Source organism: Agromyces sp. CF514 (assembly GCF_900113185.1).
In the GTDB taxonomy this organism is placed as follows: Bacteria; Actinomycetota; Actinomycetes; order Actinomycetales; family Microbacteriaceae; genus Agromyces.
Map to the genome: position 1 here is coordinate 2,125,425 of NZ_FOZD01000001.1, position 20,265 is coordinate 2,145,689.

The 20,265-nt window shown below is 71.7% G+C and carries 16 protein-coding genes; 14 read left to right on the top strand and 2 right to left on the bottom strand.

The annotated features are described in order from the left end of the window. Positions 1–24: 24 nt before the first annotated feature. The 10 genes from BM342_RS09420 to mutM all read left to right on the top strand — a co-directional run bounded on the left by BM342_RS09420 (position 25) and on the right by mutM (position 10,892). Positions 25–876 carry a tetratricopeptide repeat protein gene (locus BM342_RS09420; protein ID WP_177232117.1) on the top strand — a complete coding sequence of 284 codons (852 nt, stop codon included), beginning with the start codon at positions 25–27 and terminating at the stop codon, positions 874–876. After that, on the top strand, positions 873–3,110 hold the full coding sequence (locus BM342_RS09425) for an ATP-dependent DNA helicase RecG (RefSeq protein ID WP_092965115.1): 2,238 nt from the start codon (positions 873–875) through the stop codon (positions 3,108–3,110). Before BM342_RS09420 ends, BM342_RS09425 begins: the two co-directional genes overlap by 4 nt. Positions 3,111–3,161: 51 nt before the next feature. After that, entirely contained in the window at positions 3,162–3,653 is a 492-nt protein-coding gene (gene coaD / locus BM342_RS09430; RefSeq protein WP_092965117.1) for a pantetheine-phosphate adenylyltransferase, read from the top strand. A gap of 92 nt (positions 3,654–3,745) precedes the next feature. Next, the gene (locus BM342_RS09435; RefSeq protein WP_092966753.1) at positions 3,746–4,720 is read left to right on the top strand and encodes an AAA family ATPase; all 975 of its coding nucleotides are present in this window, start codon (positions 3,746–3,748) and stop codon (positions 4,718–4,720) included. A gap of 2 nt (positions 4,721–4,722) precedes the next feature. Continuing rightward, positions 4,723–6,081, top strand: coding sequence for a DUF58 domain-containing protein (locus BM342_RS09440; RefSeq protein ID WP_092965119.1), 1,359 nt, complete (start codon positions 4,723–4,725; stop codon positions 6,079–6,081). Continuing rightward, positions 6,071–8,416: a transglutaminase TgpA family protein gene (locus tag BM342_RS09445; protein WP_143109805.1), complete on the top strand. Its 2,346-nt coding sequence runs from the start codon at positions 6,071–6,073 to the stop codon at positions 8,414–8,416. Before BM342_RS09440 ends, BM342_RS09445 begins: the two co-directional genes overlap by 11 nt. A 74-nt stretch (positions 8,417–8,490) precedes the next feature. After that, positions 8,491–8,991: a YceD family protein gene (locus BM342_RS09450; protein WP_092965123.1), complete on the top strand. Its 501-nt coding sequence runs from the start codon at positions 8,491–8,493 to the stop codon at positions 8,989–8,991. Positions 8,992–9,000: 9 nt separating this feature from the next. Beyond that, positions 9,001–9,204, top strand: a complete 204-nt coding sequence (gene rpmF, locus BM342_RS09455; protein ID WP_055857210.1) for a 50S ribosomal protein L32 — start codon at positions 9,001–9,003, stop codon at positions 9,202–9,204. Between the two features lie 31 nt (positions 9,205–9,235). Next, a complete protein-coding gene (gene rnc / locus BM342_RS09460) occupies positions 9,236–9,946 on the top strand; it encodes a ribonuclease III (RefSeq protein WP_092965125.1) in 711 nt (236 codons plus the stop codon). Position 9,947: 1 nt separating this feature from the next. After that, positions 9,948–10,892 carry a bifunctional DNA-formamidopyrimidine glycosylase/DNA-(apurinic or apyrimidinic site) lyase gene (gene mutM / locus BM342_RS09465; protein ID WP_092965127.1) on the top strand — a complete coding sequence of 315 codons (945 nt, stop codon included), beginning with the start codon at positions 9,948–9,950 and terminating at the stop codon, positions 10,890–10,892. Here the strand turns inward: mutM and BM342_RS09470 are convergent. Beyond that, positions 10,807–11,937, bottom strand: a complete 1,131-nt coding sequence (locus BM342_RS09470; RefSeq protein WP_092965129.1) for a GNAT family N-acetyltransferase — start codon at positions 11,935–11,937, stop codon at positions 10,807–10,809. The genes mutM and BM342_RS09470 overlap by 86 nt on opposite strands. 197 nt (positions 11,938–12,134) lie before the next feature. Between BM342_RS09470 and smc the strand changes: the two genes are divergently transcribed. Genes smc through ffh form a run of 4 tightly spaced genes read left to right on the top strand, consistent with a single transcriptional unit; the run spans position 12,135 to position 18,757 of the window. Beyond that, positions 12,135–15,671, top strand: a complete 3,537-nt coding sequence (gene smc, locus BM342_RS09475; protein WP_092965131.1) for a chromosome segregation protein SMC — start codon at positions 12,135–12,137, stop codon at positions 15,669–15,671. A 40-nt stretch (positions 15,672–15,711) separates the two neighbouring features. Beyond that, entirely contained in the window at positions 15,712–16,587 is an 876-nt protein-coding gene (ftsY, locus tag BM342_RS09480) for a signal recognition particle-docking protein FtsY (RefSeq protein ID WP_092965133.1), read from the top strand. 29 nt (positions 16,588–16,616) lie between these two features. Further along, complete coding sequence (locus BM342_RS09485; RefSeq protein ID WP_092965135.1) at positions 16,617–17,105, top strand: DUF2004 domain-containing protein; 489 nt, start codon at positions 16,617–16,619, stop codon at positions 17,103–17,105. Positions 17,106–17,164: 59 nt separating this feature from the next. Next, on the top strand, positions 17,165–18,757 hold the full coding sequence (ffh, locus tag BM342_RS09490; protein ID WP_092965137.1) for a signal recognition particle protein: 1,593 nt from the start codon (positions 17,165–17,167) through the stop codon (positions 18,755–18,757). A 45-nt stretch (positions 18,758–18,802) separates the two neighbouring features. On the opposite strand, the gene BM342_RS09495 is transcribed toward ffh, so the two are convergent. Further along, positions 18,803–20,176, bottom strand: coding sequence for an autotransporter outer membrane beta-barrel domain-containing protein (locus tag BM342_RS09495; RefSeq protein WP_092965139.1), 1,374 nt, complete (start codon positions 20,174–20,176; stop codon positions 18,803–18,805). Positions 20,177–20,265 lie beyond the last annotated feature (89 nt).

Below are 20,265 nucleotides of genomic sequence, written 5' to 3' on the forward strand. Positions count from 1 at the left end.
GCCGAGCGCTGCCATGATGGGGTGGTGGATGCCCTTACCTCCAGCGATCGCGTCGACCCCGTGAGTCTCGAGCCGGTCGATCAGGCGTTGATCGACCGCATGTGGGACTTCGCCGATCCCGACGTCAGTGCCGAGCGGTTCCGCGCCGCGTCCGAAGACGGGCTCCGCCCGACCGTCGAGCGCGCGGTCCTCGCGACGCAGCTCGCGCGCGCCCTCGGCCTGCAGGGCAGGTTCGGCGAGGCGTTCGCCGTGCTCGACGGCATCGCCGGGTCGTTCGAACCGGTTCAGGAGGCCGTGGACGGCCCCGACGCGGCATCCGTCGCTCCGGCCGGAGGGGGTCCCGTGCCCGCCGAGGTCCGCGCTCGCGTCGCGATCGAGCGCGGCCGCCTGCACGTCGCCGACGGACGGCCCGCCGATTCGGTGCCCGACCTGACCCTCGCGGTGCGCGAGGCGGCGCAGGCCGGGTCGCCGTTCCTCGTCCTCGACGCGCTGCACATGCTCGCGCTGCACGACGCCGGCCACGAAGAGGAGTGGGCTGCCGAGGGCCTCGACCTGCTCGAGGGCCGGCGCGATCCGCGCACGCTCCGCTGGGGCATCGCACTCCACCACAACCTGGGGTGGGTCAAGCACGACGGCGGTCGTACGGCTGCAGCACTCGTCGAGTTCGAGCGCGCCGTCGAGATCGCCGACCGCTACGGCTCGGCCGAGCAGCAGCAGGTCACCCGCTGGTCGGTCGGCCGGTGCCTGCGCACGCTCGGGCGCACCGACGAGGCGCTCGAGCTGCAGCGCTCGCTGGCGGCGCTCCGACCCGACGACCCGTACGTGCAGGCCGAGATCGAGGCCTTGACGGCGGGGGAGCCTACGATCGAGGCATGACCGCCGACGAGCCAGACCCAGCCTCCGCCGTCGGCCGGTACTCGCTCGACTCGCGCCTCACGGGGGCGCTGGGCGGGCGCACGGCTCAGGCGATCGAGCGGGCGTTCGGCTACCGCACCGTCGGCGACCTGCTCGGGCACTACCCCCGCCGGTACGCGCTCCGCGGCGAGCTCACCGCGCTCGCGAGCCTGCCCCTCGACGAGAACGTCACGATCGTCGCCGAGGTCATCGAGGTGCGCGAGCGCACCATGCGATCACGTCGGGGTTCGATCCTCGAGGTGAAGATCACCGACGGCACGGGCATCCTCACGCTGACGTTCTTCAATCAGGCGTGGCGGTCCCGCGAGCTCGTGCCCGGGGCGCGTGGCATCTTCGCGGGCAAGGTCGGCGACTACCGCGGTGCGAGGCAGCTCGCGCACCCCGACTACGAGCTCTTCGACGAGGCGACGCCGACTTCGCCCACCGATGCCTCGGTCAAGCGCTGGGCCGAGGCGCCGATCCCGATCTATCCCGCGACGGGCACGCTCGCGAGCTGGCAGCTCGCCAAGGCGATCGCGCTCCTGCTCGACGGCCTCGAGGCGACGGATGCCGCCGGCGACCCGATCCCCGAGGCGGTGCGCGCGTCGCACGGGCTGCTGAGCCAGCGCCGCGCGCTCGAGCAGGTGCACCGGCCCGAGATCGAGTCCGAGTGGAAGGCGGCCAGGCGCACCCTGCGCTTCACCGAGGCGCTCGTGCTGCAGACGGCGCTCCTGCAGCGCAGGGCCGAGCTGCGGGCGCAGGCGACGACCGCGCGGCATCCGTCGCCCGGCGGACTCCTCGAGCGCTTCGACGCCTCGCTCCCGTTCGCCCTCACGGGCGACCAGGTCGAGGTCGGGAAGGCCATCGCCGACGACCTCGGCGAGCCCGTGCCCATGAACCGCCTGGTGCAGGGCGAGGTCGGCTCCGGCAAGACCGTGGTCGCCCTGCGGGCGATGCTCGCGGTCGCCGATTCGGGCGGCCAGGCGGCGCTGCTCGCCCCGACCGAGGTGCTCGCGGCCCAGCACCTCCGCTCGATCGTGCGCATGCTCGGCCCCGAGCTCTCTGCCTCGCTCGTGCCGACCCTGCTCACGGGTCAGCTGCCGGCCGCCGAGCGCCGCAAGGCGCTGCTGCGGGCCGCGGCCGGGCAGTCGCGCATCGTCGTCGGCACGCACGCGCTCATCGGCGAGACGGTCTCGTTCGCCGATCTCGGTCTCGTCGTCGTCGACGAGCAGCACCGCTTCGGCGTCGAGCAGCGCGAGGCGCTGCGGCTCAAGGGCCGGCAGCCGCCGCACGTGCTTGTGCTGACGGCGACGCCGATCCCGCGCACGGTGGCGATGACCGTGTTCGGAGACCTCGACATCTCGACGATCCGCGAGCTTCCCGCGGGGCGCGCGGGAATCGAGTCGCACGTCGTGCCGCTCGCCGAGCGTCCCGGCTGGCGCGCCCGAGTGTGGGCCCGTCTCGCCGAGGAGGTCGCCGCGGGCAGGCAGGGCTTCGTGGTGTGCCCGGCGATCGAGGCGCGCGTCGCCGAAGAGGCCGACCCGGCGGCCGGTGAGCCGCCCGTCGCGAACGACGACGCCGGGGCGGATGCCGCGGCCCGCCCGGTCGCGTCGGTCGCGTCGGTGCTCGCCGAGCTCGCCGAGCTCCCCGCGTTCGCCGATCTCCGAGTTGCGCCGCTGCACGGTCGCATGTCCTCCGACGAGAAGGACGCCACGATGCGCGCCTTCGCCGCAGGCGAGATCGACGTGCTCGTCGCGACGACGGTCATCGAGGTCGGCGTCGACGTGCCGAACGCCAGCGCCATGGTCGTGGTCGACGCAGACCGGTTCGGCGTCTCGCAGCTGCACCAGCTGCGCGGGCGCGTCGGTCGCGGCGGCCTGCCGGGCCTGTGCCTGCTCGTGACCGCGGCCGAACCGGACTCGCTCGCCCGGCAGCGCGTCGACGCGGTGGCCGCGACGCTCGACGGGTTCGAGCTCGCACGGGTCGACCTCGAGCTCCGGCAGGAGGGCGACGTGCTCGGGGCCACCCAGTCGGGCGGGCGTTCGTCGCTGAAGCTGCTGCGCGTCGCACGCGACGGCGACGTCATCGCCGACGCGCGGGCGATCGCCGCAGCCCTGCTCGACGGCGACTCGAAGCTGGTGCGCAACCCCGCGCTGGCCGCCGAGGTGCGCCGACGTCTCGACGACGACTCGAGCGGATTCCTGAGCAAGGGCTGAGAGTCTCGGGCACCCCGTACGCGGGTCTCGACGAGCACTACGCTGTTGCGTATGCAGCGGATCGCCGTCGTTCCCGGTTCCTTCGACCCCGTCACGAAGGGGCACCTCGACGTCATCGAGCGTGCTGCCGGCATCTTCGACGAACTGCATGTCGTCGTCGTGCACAACCCCGACAAGAACGCCCTGCTGCCGATCGCGCAGCGCGTCGCGCTCATCGAGCGGTCGATCGCCGACGCGGGCATCCAGGGTCGCATCGTCGTCGCCTCGTGGAGCATGGGCCTGCTCGTCGACTACTGCAGCGACGTCGGCGCGAGCGTGCTCGTCAAGGGCGTGCGCTCGCAGATCGACGTCGCATACGAGACCCCGATGGCGATCGTGAACCGGCATCTGGCGGGCGTCGAGACGGTGTTCCTGCTGCCCGATCCGGGCAATGCCCACGTGTCGAGCTCGCTCGTGCGCCAGGTCGCCGCGCTCGGCGGCGACGTCGCGCCATACGTTCCCGCGGCCGTCGCCGAATACCTGCACACGGCGATGACGGTATGAACGAGGCGGCTGCGAGCGCGGCACCGGTGGCCCAGACGCCCGCGGGCCGCACGGGCGACGCGATCGATGCCGGGGCCGACGCGGCATCCGTCATGCCCATCGACGAGGTGGGAGCGCTCGCCGCCCGCATCGTCGCCAATGTCGAGACCGTGATCGCAGGCAAGCGCGACGCCGTCACGGCCGCCCTGACCGTGCTGCTCGCCGAGGGGCACCTGCTCATCGAAGACGTGCCCGGCGTCGGCAAGACGATGCTCGCCAAGGCGCTGGCGCGCTCGGTCGGCAGCACGGTGAGCCGCATCCAGTTCACGCCCGACCTGCTGCCGAGCGACGTGACCGGTGTCTCGGTGTTCGATCAGGCGAGCCGGGGCTTCGAGTTCAAGCGCGGCCCGGTGTTCTCGAACATCGTGATCGGCGACGAGATCAACCGTGCGAGCCCGAAGACGCAGGCCGCGCTGCTCGAGTGCATGGAGGAACGGCAGGTCACCGCCGACGGCACGACCTACCTCCTCGAGCTGCCGTTCACCGTCGTCGCGACGCAGAACCCGGTCGAGATGGAGGGCACGTACCCGCTGCCCGAGGCGCAGCGCGATCGCTTCATGGCCCGCGTCTCGATGGGCTACCCAGCTGCCGCAGACGAACTGGCCATGCTCTCGACGCGCGAGACCTCGAGCCCGCTCGACCGGCTCGAAGAGGTCGTCACGCTCGACGAACTGCGCGCGATGATCCGGGCCGTGCGGCACGTGTTCACCTCGCAGCCCGTGAAGGAGTACGCCGTCGAACTGGCGCGCGCGACGCGCGAGGACCGCCAGCTCCGCCTCGGCGCGAGCCCGCGCGCGACGTTGCAGCTCATCCGCGCGGCCAAGGCGCACGCGGCCATGCACGGCCGCGAGTTCGTGCTGCCCGACGACGTCGATGCCCTCGCCGTGGCCGTGCTCGCGCATCGCCTCGTGCCCACGAGCCGGGCCGTCGGCTCCCACGACCGCGACAGCGGGCCCCTGATCGACGCGATCGTCGGCCGCATCGTCGCACAGACCGCGGTTCCCGTCGGGAGTGCGCGAAGGAACTGACCATGTCCCGCATCCGCCTGCGTTCGATCGCGAGGCCGCACCTGACCCGCCGAGGCGTCGCCCTCGTGGTCGTCGGAGTCGTGCTCGTGGGGGTCTCGCTCTGGTTCGACCTGCGCGACATCCTGCTGCTCGCATTCGTCGGGCTCGCGATGCCGCTCGTCGCGGCCGTGTTCGTGATGCTGCGACGCCCCAGCCTCGCGGTGCAGCGCACCTTCTCGCCAGCGGTGGTCTCGGCGGGCGAGGCGACCACCGTCGCGCTCGTCGTCGCCAACCGCAGCCGGCGCACGCTCGACGGCGCCCACTGGCGCGATCAGTCGCCCGACGGCACGATCGGCCCGCCGCCCGCCCTGCTGCCGGCACTCGGTCCCTACGAGTCGGTCATGCCCTCCGGCGACGACCGGGTGAAGGTCGAGTACCGGCTCCGGATGCCGCGGCGCGGTGTCTACCCGGTCGGGCCGCTCCGCATCGGGGTCGCCGACCCCTTCGGACTCGCGGGCATCGAACGCGAGACGGGGGCCGCACACGAGGTCGTCGTGACGCCACGGGTGACGCCGCTCGCCGACGCCCTCGCGACCGCGGCGAGCATCGACGGCGTGGTGCACGGCCTTCAACGGCGCACGCACCCCAACTCCGACGAGCTCATCGCTCGCGAGTACCGCTACGGCGACCCCCTGAGGCGCGTCAACTGGCCGGCGACGGCACGCCGCGGCGAGCTCATGGTCCGTGAAGAGGAGCAACGGGGCGACCCCGAGGCGCGCATCCTCATCGATCTCCCCGGCGACGGCCGTCACGGGCTCGCGGTGCACCGCGAGCGCGACGGCGAGGCCGACGAACGGGTCGAGCTCGCGATGGAGGTCGCGGCCTCGATCGGCGTGCACCTGCTCGCGAGCGGCTTCCGCGTGCGGTGCACGAGCGTCGTCGATCCCGAGCAGGGCATCGTGCCGACCGCGCCCCTCGGGGGCGAGTACCGCATGCCGGGCGGCGAGCACCTGCTCCTCGAGGATCTCGCGCGGGTGAATCCGGGCCGGCGTCGCGAGGGGGGCCGCCACGGTCAGGGCCGGTCCACGACGGGCGACGATCACGACTCCCCAGGCGAGGTGCGCACGCGCAATCGCAATGCGCGCGAACCCGGGTTCGCGGTGCTCGTCGACCCCGATCCCGCCGATGCCGCCGCCCTCGTCGCCCTCCGCCCCGGGTTCGAGCCGGCGATCGCGTTCGCGACCGCGTCGGTGTCCTCCGCGGTCAGGCGCATGCTCGAGGAGGCCGACTGGACCGTGGTCGGCGTACGACGCGCGGTCGAGATCGGCGCGGCGTGGTCGGCCGTCGGAGCCACGAGTGCGGGGGCGCACGATGCGTCCTGAATCGGCTGCGCTCACGCTCGGCGGGCGGCTCGCGCTCACCGCGGCGTCGTTCCTGCTCATGGTCGTGGCGACCATGTCGCTCGGCCCGCTGATCGCCGGCGGCGGATGGTGGTGGCTCTGCGCGTTCGTCTCGGCCGGGGTGTTCTTCGGAGGTGCGGGCCTGCGCGCCCTGCGGGTGCCGTCGGCCCTCGTGCCGGTGCTCGAGGGCGTCGTGCTCGTGCTCCTGCTCACCCTCCTGTTCGGCGGTGCCACCAGCATCGCGTTCATCGTGCCCACGCCCGACACCTTCGGCGTCTTCGGCGAGCTGTTCAGCGGGTCCCAGCGCACGATCGCCCAGCAGACCGTGCCGGCGGTCGCGGTGCCGGCGCTCAGCTTCGCATTGGCGTTCGGCGTCGGGCTGCTCTCGATCCTGCTCGACCTGCTCGTGCAGATCGCCCGGGTACCGGCGCTCGCGGCGGTGCCGGCCTTCGTGCCCGTCGTCATCCCCGGATTCCTCGTCGAAGACGGAGCCGAGATCCCGGTGCTCGTGTGCGCGGCCGCGGCGTACCTGCTCCTGCTCCGCGTCGACGTGCGCGTCTCGCGCAGGGCGCGCATGACCGCAGGCGGCGGCGACGACGAGGTCGCCACTGTCTCGGCTCCCAAACGCGTGCCGGTCGCCTCCACGCTCGGCGCCTCGCTCGGCGTGGCCGCCACCGGGCTCGTGGTGGCATCCATCCTGGCCGCGTCGACGCCGAGCATCGCGACGAGCCTGCTGCTCGGCAACGGATCGCAGGGGGCGCTGTTCGCGCGAGGCGTGAGTCCGTTCATCGACCTCGGACGCGACCTGCGCAGGCCCGAGGCGCGGCCGGCGTTCCGCTATCTGGCACGCGACGGCGACCGTCCGAACTTCACGCTCTTGACGCTCGACCGGTTCGAGGGCGACGTGTGGGCCGTGACCGAGACCCCGGTCGACGGCGACAACACGGTCGACGCCATCGGTGCGCCCGACGGGCTCGGCCCCGAGGTCGCCACGTCGGAGCATCCGATCGACGTGCTCGTGAGCGAGGTGCGCACGACCTGGCTTCCGGTGCCCTACCCGTCGACGCGCGTCGACGGGCTCTCGGGCTCCTGGTACTGGGACGACGGCCCGCTGACGGTCCGAAGCGTCGACACGAACACCTCCGGGCAGAGCTACGAGGTGACTCGCCTCGAGGTCGAGCCGACGGTGGAGCAGCTCCGCACCGCGGGCGATCCCCGATCCGTCGATCCGAAGTTCCTCGACCTGCCCGACGACGTGCCGGCCATCATCACCGACACGGCTGCCGAGCTCGCGGGTTCGGCGGCCACCCCCTACGACGCCGCGGTCGCGATCCAGGCCTTCCTGCGCTCGTCGGCGTTCCAGTATTCGACGGATGCGCCGGTCGAGGAGGGCTACGACGGTGGCGGGTTCGACGTGATCGCCGCGTTCCTCGAGGCGAAGAGCGGCTACTGCGTGCACTTCGCCTCGACCATGGCGGTGCTGGCCCGCGAGGCGGGCATCCCGTCGCGCATCTCGGTGGGCTACACGTCGGGGTCGCCCTCGACCGAGCGGGTCGACGGCGTGCAGCGCGTCGAGGTCGACTCGCACGACCTCCACGCGTGGCCCGAACTGTACTTCGAGGGCGTCGGGTGGGTGCCCTTCGAGCCGACTCCGGGTCGTGGCGCAGTGCCCGAGTACTCGCGCCCCGGCGCGGGACAGTCCCAGACGTCGGTCCTGCCCAACGCGCCGGCGTCGACCGCGCCCGCCACCGGACGACCCGAACTCGACCCCGACCGCGGACTCGCCGGAAGCACGTCGGGGCAGGGGCAGGACGCCGCGTCGCTTCGCGCCTCGGTGCTCCTCGTCGCCGTGCTGGCGCTCCTGCTCCTGCCCGCGGGGCTCCGCGTGCTGCAGCGGGCGACGCGTCGCCGACGCATCCGCTCCGGTCGGGCGCCCGCGGATGCCGCGTGGGACGAGGTCACGGCGACGGCGAGGGATCTCGGTGCGGAGGCAGCGGGGGCCGTCACGCCCCGCGTGTTCGCCGCCCACCTGGCCGAGAGGCCGGCGTTCCGGGTGGATGCGGCCGGCGCGTCGAGGATCGCCGCGCTCACGCGGCTGCGTGACGCCGTCGAGCGCGCGCGTTTCGGACCCGACGCCGTCGGCCCGGTCGCAGAACCCGAGGCGGCCGCGGCGCTCCGAGCCGATGTCGACCTCGTGTGCCGGACCCTGGCGAGTGATGCGCGACCCGCCGAGCGCCTGAGGGCCGCGTTCCTTCCGATGTCGCTCGCAGACGGCGTTCGGCGCGCGTCCGGCGTTCGCACAGCGGATGGCGCGTAGAATCTCCCTTCGTGGCCATTCAGCATTCGCCGTTCCGTGTGAACGTGCGCGATCTCCTCAACCGACCCGGTGAGATGCGCGAGCATCGATTCCAGGTCGTCGTTCGCGAACCCTTCGGCGAGGCGCTCGTCGCCGTCCGCGAGGGTTCGGAGGTCGATGTCGACGTGCGCTTGGAGTCCGTCCACGAGGGAATCCTCGTGTCTGCGAACATCGATGCCGTGGCCGAAGGCGAGTGCGGTCGGTGCCTCATCGACGTGTCGCTGCCTGTCGAAGTCGAGTTCCAGGAGCTTTTCGCGTATCATTCTGGAGAAGCTTTCGAGTTTGAGGTTCAAGACGACCACGTGGATCTTGAACCGCTCATCCGAGATGCGGTGGTGTTGTCACTGCCGTTCCAGCCGGTATGCCGGCCGGACTGCCCTGGTCTCGACCCAGTGACCGGGCTGCGACTGGCTGATCATCCTGAACTCGACACCCCGACCGCGCACGACCCACGATGGGCCGCGCTCGCAGGGCTGCAGGTTTCCGAAGACCAGGGCACGGATGTCGCATCCGACGCCGACCCGAAGAGAGATTGAGAGAGAGTCATGGCTGTTCCGAAGCGGAAGAAGTCGCGAGCAAACACCCACGCGCGTCGTTCGCAGTGGAAGGCTGAGGCCCCCACGCTGGTGAAGACCGTTGAAAACGGCAAGGTCACCTACAGCCTTCCGCACCGCGCGAAGGTCGTGGAGGACTCGGCGGGCACCCCGCTGTTCCTCGAGTACAAGGGCCGCAAGGTCGCCGACGTCTAGTCGACGGCCCTCGCAGCATCAACGACCGGTCGTGACGCGCACGGAGCGCACAGGGCTCGCGGAGCCGAATCTCGTCGAGCTGCAGCAACTGCTGCAGGTCGAGATCGATCCCGAGCTCCTGCTCCTCGCGCTCACGCACCGGTCGTTCGCGTATGAGAACGGCGGCATCGCCACCAACGAACGCCTCGAGTTCCTCGGTGATTCGATCCTCGGGCAGGCCGTCACCTTCCGACTCTTCCGCGACCATCCCGAACTCGACGAAGGCGAGCTCGCCAAGCGGCGCGCCAGCCTCGTCTCGAGTGCGGCGCTGGCCGAGGTGGCGCGAAAGCTCGGACTCGGCCGGTACATCCGGCTCGGCCGCGGTGAAACGCTCACCGGAGGCGCCGACAAGCCGTCCATCCTCGCCGACACGGTCGAGGCGATCATCGGCGCGGTGTACCTCGATCGGGGCGGCGACGTCGCGACGCCGTTCGTGCTGAGCCTCATCGCGCCGCTCATGAGCGACCCCGGTCGCTTCGGCGCATCGATGGACCCGAAGACGAGTCTGCAGGAGATCGCCGCGAAGCGCGGTGCGCCGCCCCCCGTCTACACGATCTCCGAGAGCGGGCCCGACCACAGCAAGCACTTCGTCGCGACGGTCGCCGTCGGCACGCTGGTCGAGGCCACCGGTGAGGGTTCGAGCAAGAAGCAGGCCGAGATGGCCGCAGCGCTCGAAGCCTGGACGATGCTCGACGTGCGCTGACGTGCCCGAACTCCCCGAGGTCGAGGTCGTCCGCGCCGGCCTCGCGCCCGCGGTGACGGGTGCCCGCATCGCGGCGGTCGACGTGCTCGACGAGCGTGCGCTCACGCGGCACGACGGGGCATCCGGCGATTTCGAGGCGCTCGCGACCGGCGCGCGCATCGCCGCGGCCGTGCGGCGCGGCAAGTTCCTCTGGCTGCCCATCGGCGGCGACCGGGCGATCGTGGGGCACCTCGGCATGAGTGGCCAGATGCTGCTCCGCACGCCCGAGCACCCCGGCGACGACCGGCACGCGCGCGTGCGGATCCACCTCGAGCACCCCGAGCACGGTGAACTGCGCATCGACTTCGTCGACCAGCGCACCTTCGGCTCCCTCGCGGTCGACCGCATGGTGCCGACGCCCGACGGCGCGGTCGCGGGGTTCAGCGCCGAGGTGACCGGCCCGTGGGCGCTCCGCATCCCGACCCAGGTCGCCCACATCGCCCGCGACCCGCTCGATCCGGCCTTCGACGACGCGCTCTTCCTCGAACGGATGTCGCGTCGCGCGTCGGGCGTCAAGCGCGTGCTGCTCGACCAGGCGGTCGTCAGCGGCATCGGCAACATCTACGCCGACGAATCCCTGTGGGCGGTTCGCCTGCACGGCGAGCAGCCGGCCTCCTCGATCTCGAAGCGGCGCACGGCCGAGCTGCTGCAGGCCGTGCGCGACGTGCTCGGCAAGGCGCTCGACGAGGGCGGCACGAGCTTCGATGCGCAGTACGTCAACGTCAACGGCGCATCCGGATACTTCGCGCACTCGTTGAACGCCTACGGGCGCAGCGGCCTGCCGTGCCCGCGGTGCGGCACGCCGATGGTGCGCGAGGCGTTCATGAACCGGTCCTCGCACCGGTGTCCGCGCTGCCAGCGGCTGCGCCGTCGACCCGCGTCGGGCCGAGCTGCCACAGCGCGCTGAGCCCGCGCACGGTGAAGCCGAGCGCGACGTTGATCGCGAGCATGTGCTCGTTCTCGTCGGCGTTCCAGGTGTAGACGTCGGTGCGCTCGGGCGCCGTGCGGCCGAGCAGCACGAGGTTCGCGAGCTTCATGCGCATGCCGAGGCGATGACCGCGGTGCGGTTCCAGCACGATCGTGTCCCACTGGAACGCCGAGGTGGATTCCGCCGAGAGCATGAGGGCGGTGAACCCGGCAACCCGCCCGTCGTCGTCCACCGCGGCCGTCACGAGGCTCGTGCGTCGGCCGGCGATCGTCTGCTCCTCGACGGCTCGGACGCGGGCGGCATCCCAGTGCTCGAGGTCGAACGTGGCCTCGCCCGACGGCGGGTCGGTCGACATGGCCGCGTGGGCGACGGCGAGCTCGTCGAGCAGCTCGTCGGGTGCGTGGTCGATCCAGCTCACGAGCCGGTAGGCGGTCGCGGCGGCCTCGTGCTCGGCGGATGCCGCGGCGAACTCGGCGGCGCGACCGGACACCGTGAGCCCGCTCAGGCGCTCGAGCTGAGCGAGTCGGAATCCGTGGTGAACGGCGAACGCCGCACCCGCGTCGGACGCCGGGATCGAGCCGCTGCCGTCGCGTGCCTCGAGCCGGGCCCCCGGTGCGTCGAGGGCCGCTGCGGGCACATCGGACATGGCCGTGAACACCGACCGGCCGAGACCGGCGGCGTGCGCCCGTGCCGCGTCGAGCAGGGCGCTGCCCACGCCGCGTCGTCGCGCATCGGGCAGTACGCCGAGCACGAAGTCGACCGTCTCCGCGTCCGAGCCGCGCTCCCAGTCGCATTCCACCCGCCCGACGCAGCGATCGCCGTCCCACGCGGCGTAGGCGGCGAGACCCTGGTACGCGTCGTCCCGGTAGCGGGGGAGCAGCTCGTGGGCATCCCATGCGAATTTGCGGTGCCCCCAGACCGACTCCTCGACGAGCGCCGCGGTCTCGGCGGCGGCTTCGAACTCCGCGGCCTCGGGGATGCCGAGTTCGGATGGCACGGGCACGGGCCTGATCTCGATGGGCATGCGTCCGTCCTCCTCGCTTCGAGGCCGCGCGGCGGGTGTCCGGCGCAGCCGATCAGGCTATCGCGGGGGTCGGGAGCCGGCAACCGGGTCTGCACGGGTCCGCGCAGGATGCCGCCGCAGACGGCGGGGGAGTCCGGTGCATCCGCCGACCTCGACTACGCTCGTCGCAGCGCTCTCGCAAGTCGGAAGGGTGGGCCGTGTACCTCAAGAGCCTGACGCTGAAGGGCTTCAAGTCCTTCGCCCAGCCGACGACCTTCGCATTCGAGCAGGGCGTCACCTGCATCGTCGGCCCCAACGGCTCCGGCAAGTCGAACGTCGTCGACGCGCTCGCCTGGGTCATGGGCGAGCAGGGCGCGAAGACCCTCCGCGGCGGCAAGATGGAGGACGTCATCTTCGCGGGCACCTCGACCCGCGGGCCGCTCGGCCGAGCCGAGGTCAGCCTCACGATCGACAACTCCGACGGCGCGCTGCCCATCGAGTACAGCGAGGTCTCGATCTCGCGCACGCTGTTCCGCAACGGGTCGAGCGAGTACGCCATCAACGGCGAGACCTGCCGGCTGCTCGACGTTCAGGAACTCCTCTCCGACTCGGGGCTCGGACGCGAGATGCACGTCATCGTCGGCCAGGGCCAGCTCGACGCCGTGCTCCGGGCGACGCCCGAAGACCGCCGCGGCTTCATCGAGGAGGCCGCCGGCATCCTGAAGCACCGGCGTCGCAAGGAGAAGACGCTCCGCAAGCTCGACGCGATGCAGGCGAACCTCACGCGACTCTCCGACCTCGCCGGCGAGATCCGGCGTCAGCTGAAGCCCCTCGGTCGCCAGGCCGAGGTCGCCCGCGAAGCCGCGACCATCGCCGCCGTCGTGCGCGACGCCCGCGCCCGACTGCTCGCCGACGACGTCATCGGCCTGCGCCGCGCGCTCGAGGACCACGGAGCCACCGAACAGCAGCGGCACGCCGAGCGACTCGTGCTGCAGGACCAGCTCGAGCAGCGGCAGGCCCGCGTGACGGCCCTCGAGCAGTCGCATCTCGGCGACGACGTCGACACGGCCCGCGCCACGAACTTCGCGCTCGAGCAGGCCCGCACCGCGCTCCGCTCGCTCGACTCGCTGGCCAACCAGCGCATCGCGCTGCTCTCCGTCGCCGACGACGCGTCCGACACCGCGCCCACCGTCACCAGGTCGATGATCGACGACGCGCTCGTCGAGCTCGACGAGATCCGCGAGAGCATCGACGTCGCGGCATCCGCGCTCGACGAGGCCCAGCACGTGACGCACGACGCCCGTTCCGCGCTCGATGCCGTCGACCTCGAGATCTCACGGCGCAGCGCCGAGGTGCAGGCGTACGACCTCGCGCTCTCGAAGCTGTCGGGTCAAGCCGATTCCGAGGCCTCGAAGCTCGCCGCCGTGCGCGGTGAGGTGCTGCGCCACGCGAACGCGCTCGAGGCCTCCGCAGGGCGCCGCGAGCAGGCCGCTGCGACGCTCGCCGAGGCGCAGGCCGAGGCCGAGATCGAGCAGTCCGCCGAGACCGATCTCGACGAGGCGTACGAGCTGGCCCAGTCCGCGGTGTTCGAGGCGGAGTCCGAGATCGAGCGGCTGCGCGAGGAGTTGCACGAGCGGGAACGCGAGCATGGCGCGCTCTCCGCGCGCACGCAGGCGCTCTCGCTCGCACTGGACCAGCGCGACGGATCCGCCGCGGTCGCCGGCGCCGCCCTCACGGGCGTGCGGGGCCTGCTCGCCGAGTCCATGCAGGTGCGGCCGGGCTTCGAGGCCGCGATCTCCGCGGCCCTCGGTTCGCTGAGCGATGCCGTGCTCGTCGACGACCTCGGCGCGGCGCATCGCGCCCTCGCGCACGTCGAGCAGGGTGACCTCGGTCGCGTGGCACTCGTGCTGGCCGAGCCCGTCGGCGGCGCCCGCGACGACGTCGAGCCGCTGCCCGACGGGTTCGTCGCGGCATCCGATGTGGTCACCGCACCCGCGGGAGTACTGGGCCTGCTCGCCGAGGTGTTCATCGCCGACGACCTCGCGGCGGTCCGCGAGGTCGAGTCCGCGCTCGCGTCGAGGGCCGTGCCGCCGACCGTGATCACGCGCGACGGCACGGTCGTCGGCCGCTTCGTCGTGCGGGGCGGCACCGGCCGCAAGCAGAGCCGCATCGAACTGCTCGCCGAGCGCGACCGTGCCGCGGCCCGCCTCGACGAGGTCCGAAGCGAGATCGAGCGTCGTCGAGCAGAGCTCGGCGAGCAGCGCGAGCTGCATGCCCGCGCGAAGGAGGCCGCGAAGCACGCGCTGACCGCGCTGCGGGAGTTCGACGCGCAGCTCGCCCAGCGCACCGAGCGACTCAACCGTGCGCGTGTGCAGGCCGAGGCCGCCGAGGCCGACTCCGAGCGCCTGCGCGCCGCGTCCGCGAACGCCGAGGAACGCGTTGCGGCGGCAGAGGCGGCCGCGGCGACGGCGAAGGGCGCCCTCGAGGAAGCGAGGTCGGTGCCGCGGCCGGTGCTGGACCCGAGTGCCCGCGATGCGGCATCCGCGGCCCTCGAGCGCGCCCGCGAGGCGGAGGTCGAGGCCAAGCTGCGACTCGAGACCGCACGCGAGCGCGTGCGCGCCGAGGAAGCGCGCATCCGGGCGATGCAGGCGCAGCACGACGCCGAACGACGCGCCGCGGCCGAGGCAGCGCGCCGCGCAGTGGTGCGTCGCTCCCAGCTCGAGGCGGCGACGAAGGTCGCCGCATGGCTGCCGGCGGCGCTCGCGTCGGTCGACGCCTCGGTCGCCGAGGCAGGGCTCGCGCTCGGCCGTGCCGAGGCGGAGCGCTCGGCCCGCAACGAGGAGCTCCAGGCGCTGCGACGGGACGAGAGCAGCGTGCGCGAGCGCCTGCACGCCGTCACCGAAGACGTGCACGGCCTCGAGCTGCGCATCTACGAGAAGAAGCTGCAGGTCGGCAGCCTGGTCGAACGCGCCGAGTCCGAGCTCGGGCTCGAGGAGGACGTGCTCGTCGCCGAGTACGGCCCCGACGTGCCGATCCCGGCCGACGACCCCGACGACCCCGAAGCGGAACCCCGCCCGTACCGACGCGAGGAGCAGCAGCGTCGCTACGCCGCGGCCGAGCGAAAGCTCTCGCAGCTCGGACGCGTGAACCCGCTCGCGCTCGAGGAGTTCGCGGCGCTCGAGCAGCGCCACCTCTTCCTCACCGAGCAGCTCACCGACCTCGCGAACACGCGCAGGGACCTGCTCACGATCATCGAGGAGATCGACGGAAAGATGTCGACGATCTTCCGCGACGCCTTCGACGACACGCAGGAGGCCTTCTCGAAGGTGTTCCCCGTGCTCTTCCCGGGCGGCACCGGCAGCATCATGCTCACCGACCCCGACGACATGCTCACCACCGGCATCGAGGTCTCGGTGCGTCCCGCCGGCAAGAAGATCGAGCGCCTGTCGCTGCTGTCGGGCGGCGAACGCTCGCTCGCCGCCGTCGCCCTGCTCATGGCGATCTTCAAGGCCAGGCCGAGCCCGTTCTACATCATGGACGAGGTCGAGGCCGCGCTCGACGACGCGAACCTCGGTCGCCTGCTCACGACGATGGAGGACCTCCGCGCCGACAGCCAGCTCATCGTGATCACGCACCAGAAGCGCACGATGGAGATCGCCGATGCGCTGTACGGCGTCTCGATGCGCCAGGACGGGGTCTCGGCGGTCGTCGGCCAGCGGGTGCGCGAGGAGCAGCCGGTGGCCGCCGCCAGCTGACCGGGCGCGCGGCGTGCGGCCCGGCCCGTAGGCTTGACCCATGGCAGAACGTGCATCGTGGTCGCTCGGCGCGGCCCTCCGCGGGGTCTTCGGCGCGAAGACCATCGACGAGGACACCTGGGACGACCTCGAGGCCGCGCTCATCCGCGCCGACTTCGGGCCGGCCGTCACCGAAGAGATCGTCGACACGATCAAGGCGCAGGTCGACCGGTACAAGACGACCGATCCGAAGGACGTGCAGCGGATGCTCCGCGAGATCGTCGAGGAGCGGCTCGCGAAGTACGACCCCACGCTGAAGCTCACCGAGCGGCCCGCGGTCGTGCTCGTCGTCGGCGTGAACGGCGTCGGCAAGACCACGACGATCGGCAAGTTCGCGAGGTTCCTCCGTACGTTCGACCGCACGGTCGTGGTCGGCGCGGCCGACACATTCCGTGCGGCGGCCGTCGACCAGCTCGCGACGTGGGCGGGGCGGGCGGGCGTCGAGATCGTGCGCCCCGAGCGCGAGGGTCAGGACCCGGCATCCGTCGCCTTCCAGACCGTCGACCGCGCCAAGCGCGAGGGCATCGAGATCGTCATCATCGACACCGCGGGCCGCCTGCACACCAAGGGCGGGCTCATGGACGAGCTCGGCAAGATCCGCCGCGTCGTCGAGAAGCAGGCGCCGATCAGCGAGGTTCTGCTCGTGCTCGATGCGACCACCGGGCAGAACGGGCTCGCGCAGGCCGAGGCGTTCATCGAGCACGGCGGCGTCACCGGGCTCGTGCTCACCAAGCTCGACGGCAGCGCCAAGGGCGGCTTCGTGCTCGCCGTGCAGGAGAAGACCGGCCTGCCGATCAAGCTCATCGGCCAGGGCGAGGGCATCAACGACCTCACGGGCTTCACGCCCCACGTCTTCGCGCAGAAACTCGTCGGCTGACGCCGGCGCCACGACAGGGAGGGCGGCGCATGGCCACCGAACACGACTACTTCGGCATCGTCGGCGACTACTGGTCCGAGATGATCGAGTACGCCGACCAGCGCGTCGAGGTCGTCCTCGAGACCGAAGACGATGAGGTTCCGAAGCCCGCGCTGGATGCCGCGGCGGCCCTCGTGAGCGAGCTCGAGTTCGCCGACGACGAGGTGCGCAACGCGTTCGTCGGGCAGCTCGATTCGGGCAGCTCGCCGGTCGTGAAGTTCCTGAACGCACTGCTCGACCCGGATTCCGAGATCGCCGACGAGATCGACGACGCGATCGGCCGCGACTCGGGCGACCGACAGATCGACGCGCTGCGCTCGATGTCGCTCGTGCGCGTCGACCTGCGGCCCGAGCTGTTCGGCGAGGGCGAGGCGTTCGCCGAATTCGAGTACGCGCTCGCCCCCGACGAGACCGACGAGCGCCTCATCGCGACGGTCGACGTCGGCCGCGACATCGGCGACGTGCGGTTCGAGGGCTGACCGCACCGTTCCCACGTCGGCGCGGCGAGGCATCCGGGGTCGCTTAGAATCGAAGCACCATGGCTACCTTCGGAAACCTGTCTGACCGCCTCGCCGAGACCTTCAAGAATCTCCGCACCAAGGGCAAGCTCTCTGCCGCCGACGTCGACGGCACCGTCCGCGAGATCCGTCGGGCGCTGCTCGACGCCGACGTCTCGCTCGACGTGGTCAAGCAGTTCACCTCCCACGTGCGCGAGCGCGCGCTGGGCGACGAGGTCAACAAGGCGCTGAACCCGGCGCAGCAGGTCGTGCAGATCGTCAACGAGGAGCTCGTCGCGATCCTCGGCGGCCAGCAGCGCCGCCTGCAGTTCGCCAAGAACCCGCCGACCGTCATCATGCTCGCAGGCCTCCAGGGCGCCGGAAAGACCACCCTCGCGGGCAAGCTCGCGAAGCACCTCGTGAAAGAGGGCCATACGCCGCTGCTCGTCGCGAGCGACCTGCAGCGCCCGAACGCCGTGAACCAGCTGCAGGTCGTCGGGCAGCAGGCGGGCGTGCCCGTCTTCGCGCCCGAGCCCGGCAACGGTGTCGGCGACCCCGTGAAGGTCGCGAAGGCCGGAGTCGACCAGGCCCGCCGTGCCCAGCACGACGTCGTCATCATCGACACCGCCGGACGCCTCGGCGTCGACGCCGAGATGATGAAGCAGGCTGCGAACATCCGCAAGGCCACCGACCCCGACGAGGTGCTCTTCGTCATCGACGCGATGATCGGCCAAGACGCGGTGACCACCGCCAAGGCCTTCCAGGAGGGCGTCGACTTCACCGGCGTCGTGCTCTCCAAGCTCGACGGCGACGCACGCGGCGGTGCCGCCCTCTCGGTCGCGTCGGTCACCGGCCGCCCGATCATCTTCGCCTCGACGGGTGAGGGCCTCGACGACTTCGAGGCGTTCCACCCCGACCGCATGGCCAGCCGCATCCTCGACCTCGGCGACATCCTCACGCTCATCGAGCAGGCCCAGCAGGCCTTCGACGAAGAAGAGGCGCTGAAGGTCGCCGAGAAGCTCGCGACCGAGCAGTTCACGCTCGAGGACTTCCTCGCCCAGATGCAGCAGCTGCGCGGTGCGGGCTCGATCAAGAAGATGCTCGGCATGCTCCCCGGTGCGGGCGGCATGAAGCAGCAGCTCGAGAACTTCGACGAGCGCGAGATCGTGCGCACCGAGGCGATCATCCAGTCGATGACCCCGGCCGAGCGCAAGAACACGAAGCTCCTGAATGGTTCGCGCCGCCTGCGCATCGCGCGCGGTGCCGGCATGACCGTCACCGACGTCAACCAGCTCGTGCAGCGCTTCGAGCAGGCCGCGAAGATGATGAAGACCGTCGCGCGCGGCGGCATGCCGCAGATCCCGGGCATGGGGCCCATGCCGGGCGGCGGCGCCCACGGCGGCGGCAAGCGCCAGGCGGCCAAGAACAAGAAGAAGTCGGGCGGTTCGCGTTCGGGCAACCCCGCGAAGCGTGCGACCGAGAACCAGGCCATCGCCGAGGGCCGTCCGCTCACGCCCGGCGCCGCAGCACCCGCCGGTTCGGGCTTCGGCCTCGGGCTCGGCGCGAAGGGCGGCGCCGCGCCGACCCCGTCGGCCGAGGACCTCGCGACGATGCAGAAGCTGCTCGGGCGCTGATCCGGGCGGCCGCTCGGGCCCGCAGTTCGCGGCCCGAGCGACCCCTCAGACCCGAACCCAGCTGCAGTTCTCGGAGAAGATGTACCCGCGTGCGGCGACGCCGCCGTAGGTGTGCTTCAGCACGAGGGTCGTGTCGCTGTAACTGCTCACGTCCCATGCGGCGATCGCGCTTCGGTTGTCCATGCCGATCGGCCAAGCCTCGAAGTCACGCACCACTTCGACCCTGCACGGCCTGCCGGCGGCGAACCGGTACGTACCTGGATTCACGTCGATCCCCAGGCGGTACGCGCCGTTCCCGCCCGACGAGCGGATCGCGACCGGATCGGTCGGGAGCGCCTCGGTCCACCCGCCGCAGTGCGGAATGGTGCCGTCGGCCTGGGGGTAGGCGATCTGCGTGAAGCGGATGGCCTGAGGGCCGATCTGGACGTACGTCGGGTCGCCTTCGGTACTGCCCATGGCGAAGGTGTGCGTATCCACCCAGCCGTCCGAGAAGACGGTCGACCATGCGCAATCGGACCATCGCACGTCGAGGCTTCGGTAGAGGCCGGGCTTGACCTCTGAGGGCACCGCATAGGTCTTCCGTTCGACGCCGGGCGGCATCGCAGGGATCTTCGAACGGATCTCCACGGGCCGGCGGATGCCGAGGGTGTCGGTGCCGTCGCCGTTCCAGTCGCCGACGAGCACGACGTCGTCGGCCCGTCCATAGACGAAGCCGAGGTCTGCGGCGCCGCCCTTGGTGCCGTTGGTCAGGTGGTAGCTGCTTCCGCGGCGGACGCCGAGCGTGTTCGTGCCGTCGCCGTTCCAATCGCCGACGAGCACGACGTCGCCGAGCTTGCCGTAGGCGAAGCTGATGTCCGCTGCACCGCCGGTGGTGCCGTTGGTGAGGAAGTACTGGCTTCCGCGGCGCACGCCGAGGGTGTCGGTGCCGTCGCCGTTCCAGTCGCCGACGAGCACGACGTCGCCGGGCTTGCCGTAGGCGAAGCTGATGTCGGCTGCACCGCCGGTGGTGCCGTTGGTGAGGTAGTACTGGTTGTCGCGGCGGACGCCGAGGGTGTCGGTGCCGTCGCCGTTCCAGTCGCCGACCAGCACAACGTCGCCGGCGCGACCGTACGCGAACGTGAGGTCCGCGGTGCCGCCCTTGGTGTCGTTCGTGAGGAGGTACTGGTTGCCGCGGCGGACGCCGAGGGTGTCGGTGCCGTCGCCGTTCCAGTCGCCGATCTGCACGACGTCGTCGGCGCGTCCGTACGTGAACGTGAGGTCCGCGGCACCGCCGGTGGTGCCGTTCGTCAGGAAGTACTGGTTACCGGGGCCGTCGGCCGCGACAGCGGGGGCGATACCACCCGCAGTCAGGCTGAGGGCCAGGTCGACCGCGACGATGCCGACGGTTCCGATCACGGCGCGCGCGCGACGTCGCTGCATGCAGGGCTCCTTCAGAGGCTCGTGCTCGGGTGCACGTCCAGAGCGAACCTACTGCACCCGCTCGCCGGTGCGGAACGGAGCCGAACGGA

Excerpts from the sequence above, each read along its gene's own strand:
- coaD (WP_092965117.1), top strand. The coding sequence starts at position 3,162 with ATGCAGCGGATCGCCGTCGTTCCCGGTTCCTTCGACCCCGTCACGAAG.
- BM342_RS09435 (WP_092966753.1), top strand. The coding sequence starts at position 3,746 with ATGCCCATCGACGAGGTGGGAGCGCTCGCCGCCCGCATCGTCGCCAAT.
- BM342_RS09440 (WP_092965119.1), top strand. The coding sequence starts at position 4,723 with ATGTCCCGCATCCGCCTGCGTTCGATCGCGAGGCCGCACCTGACCCGC.
- BM342_RS09485 (WP_092965135.1), top strand. The coding sequence starts at position 16,617 with ATGGCCACCGAACACGACTACTTCGGCATCGTCGGCGACTACTGGTCC.
- ftsY (WP_092965133.1), top strand. The coding sequence starts at position 15,712 with ATGGCAGAACGTGCATCGTGGTCGCTCGGCGCGGCCCTCCGCGGGGTC.
- BM342_RS09445 (WP_143109805.1), top strand. The coding sequence starts at position 6,071 with ATGCGTCCTGAATCGGCTGCGCTCACGCTCGGCGGGCGGCTCGCGCTC.
- BM342_RS09495 (WP_092965139.1), bottom strand. The coding sequence starts at position 20,176 with ATGCAGCGACGTCGCGCGCGCGCCGTGATCGGAACCGTCGGCATCGTC.
- BM342_RS09425 (WP_092965115.1), top strand. The coding sequence starts at position 873 with ATGACCGCCGACGAGCCAGACCCAGCCTCCGCCGTCGGCCGGTACTCG.
- rpmF (WP_055857210.1), top strand. The coding sequence starts at position 9,001 with ATGGCTGTTCCGAAGCGGAAGAAGTCGCGAGCAAACACCCACGCGCGT.
- ffh (WP_092965137.1), top strand. The coding sequence starts at position 17,165 with ATGGCTACCTTCGGAAACCTGTCTGACCGCCTCGCCGAGACCTTCAAG.
- BM342_RS09470 (WP_092965129.1), bottom strand. The coding sequence starts at position 11,937 with ATGCCCATCGAGATCAGGCCCGTGCCCGTGCCATCCGAACTCGGCATC.
- BM342_RS09450 (WP_092965123.1), top strand. The coding sequence starts at position 8,491 with ATGCGCGAGCATCGATTCCAGGTCGTCGTTCGCGAACCCTTCGGCGAG.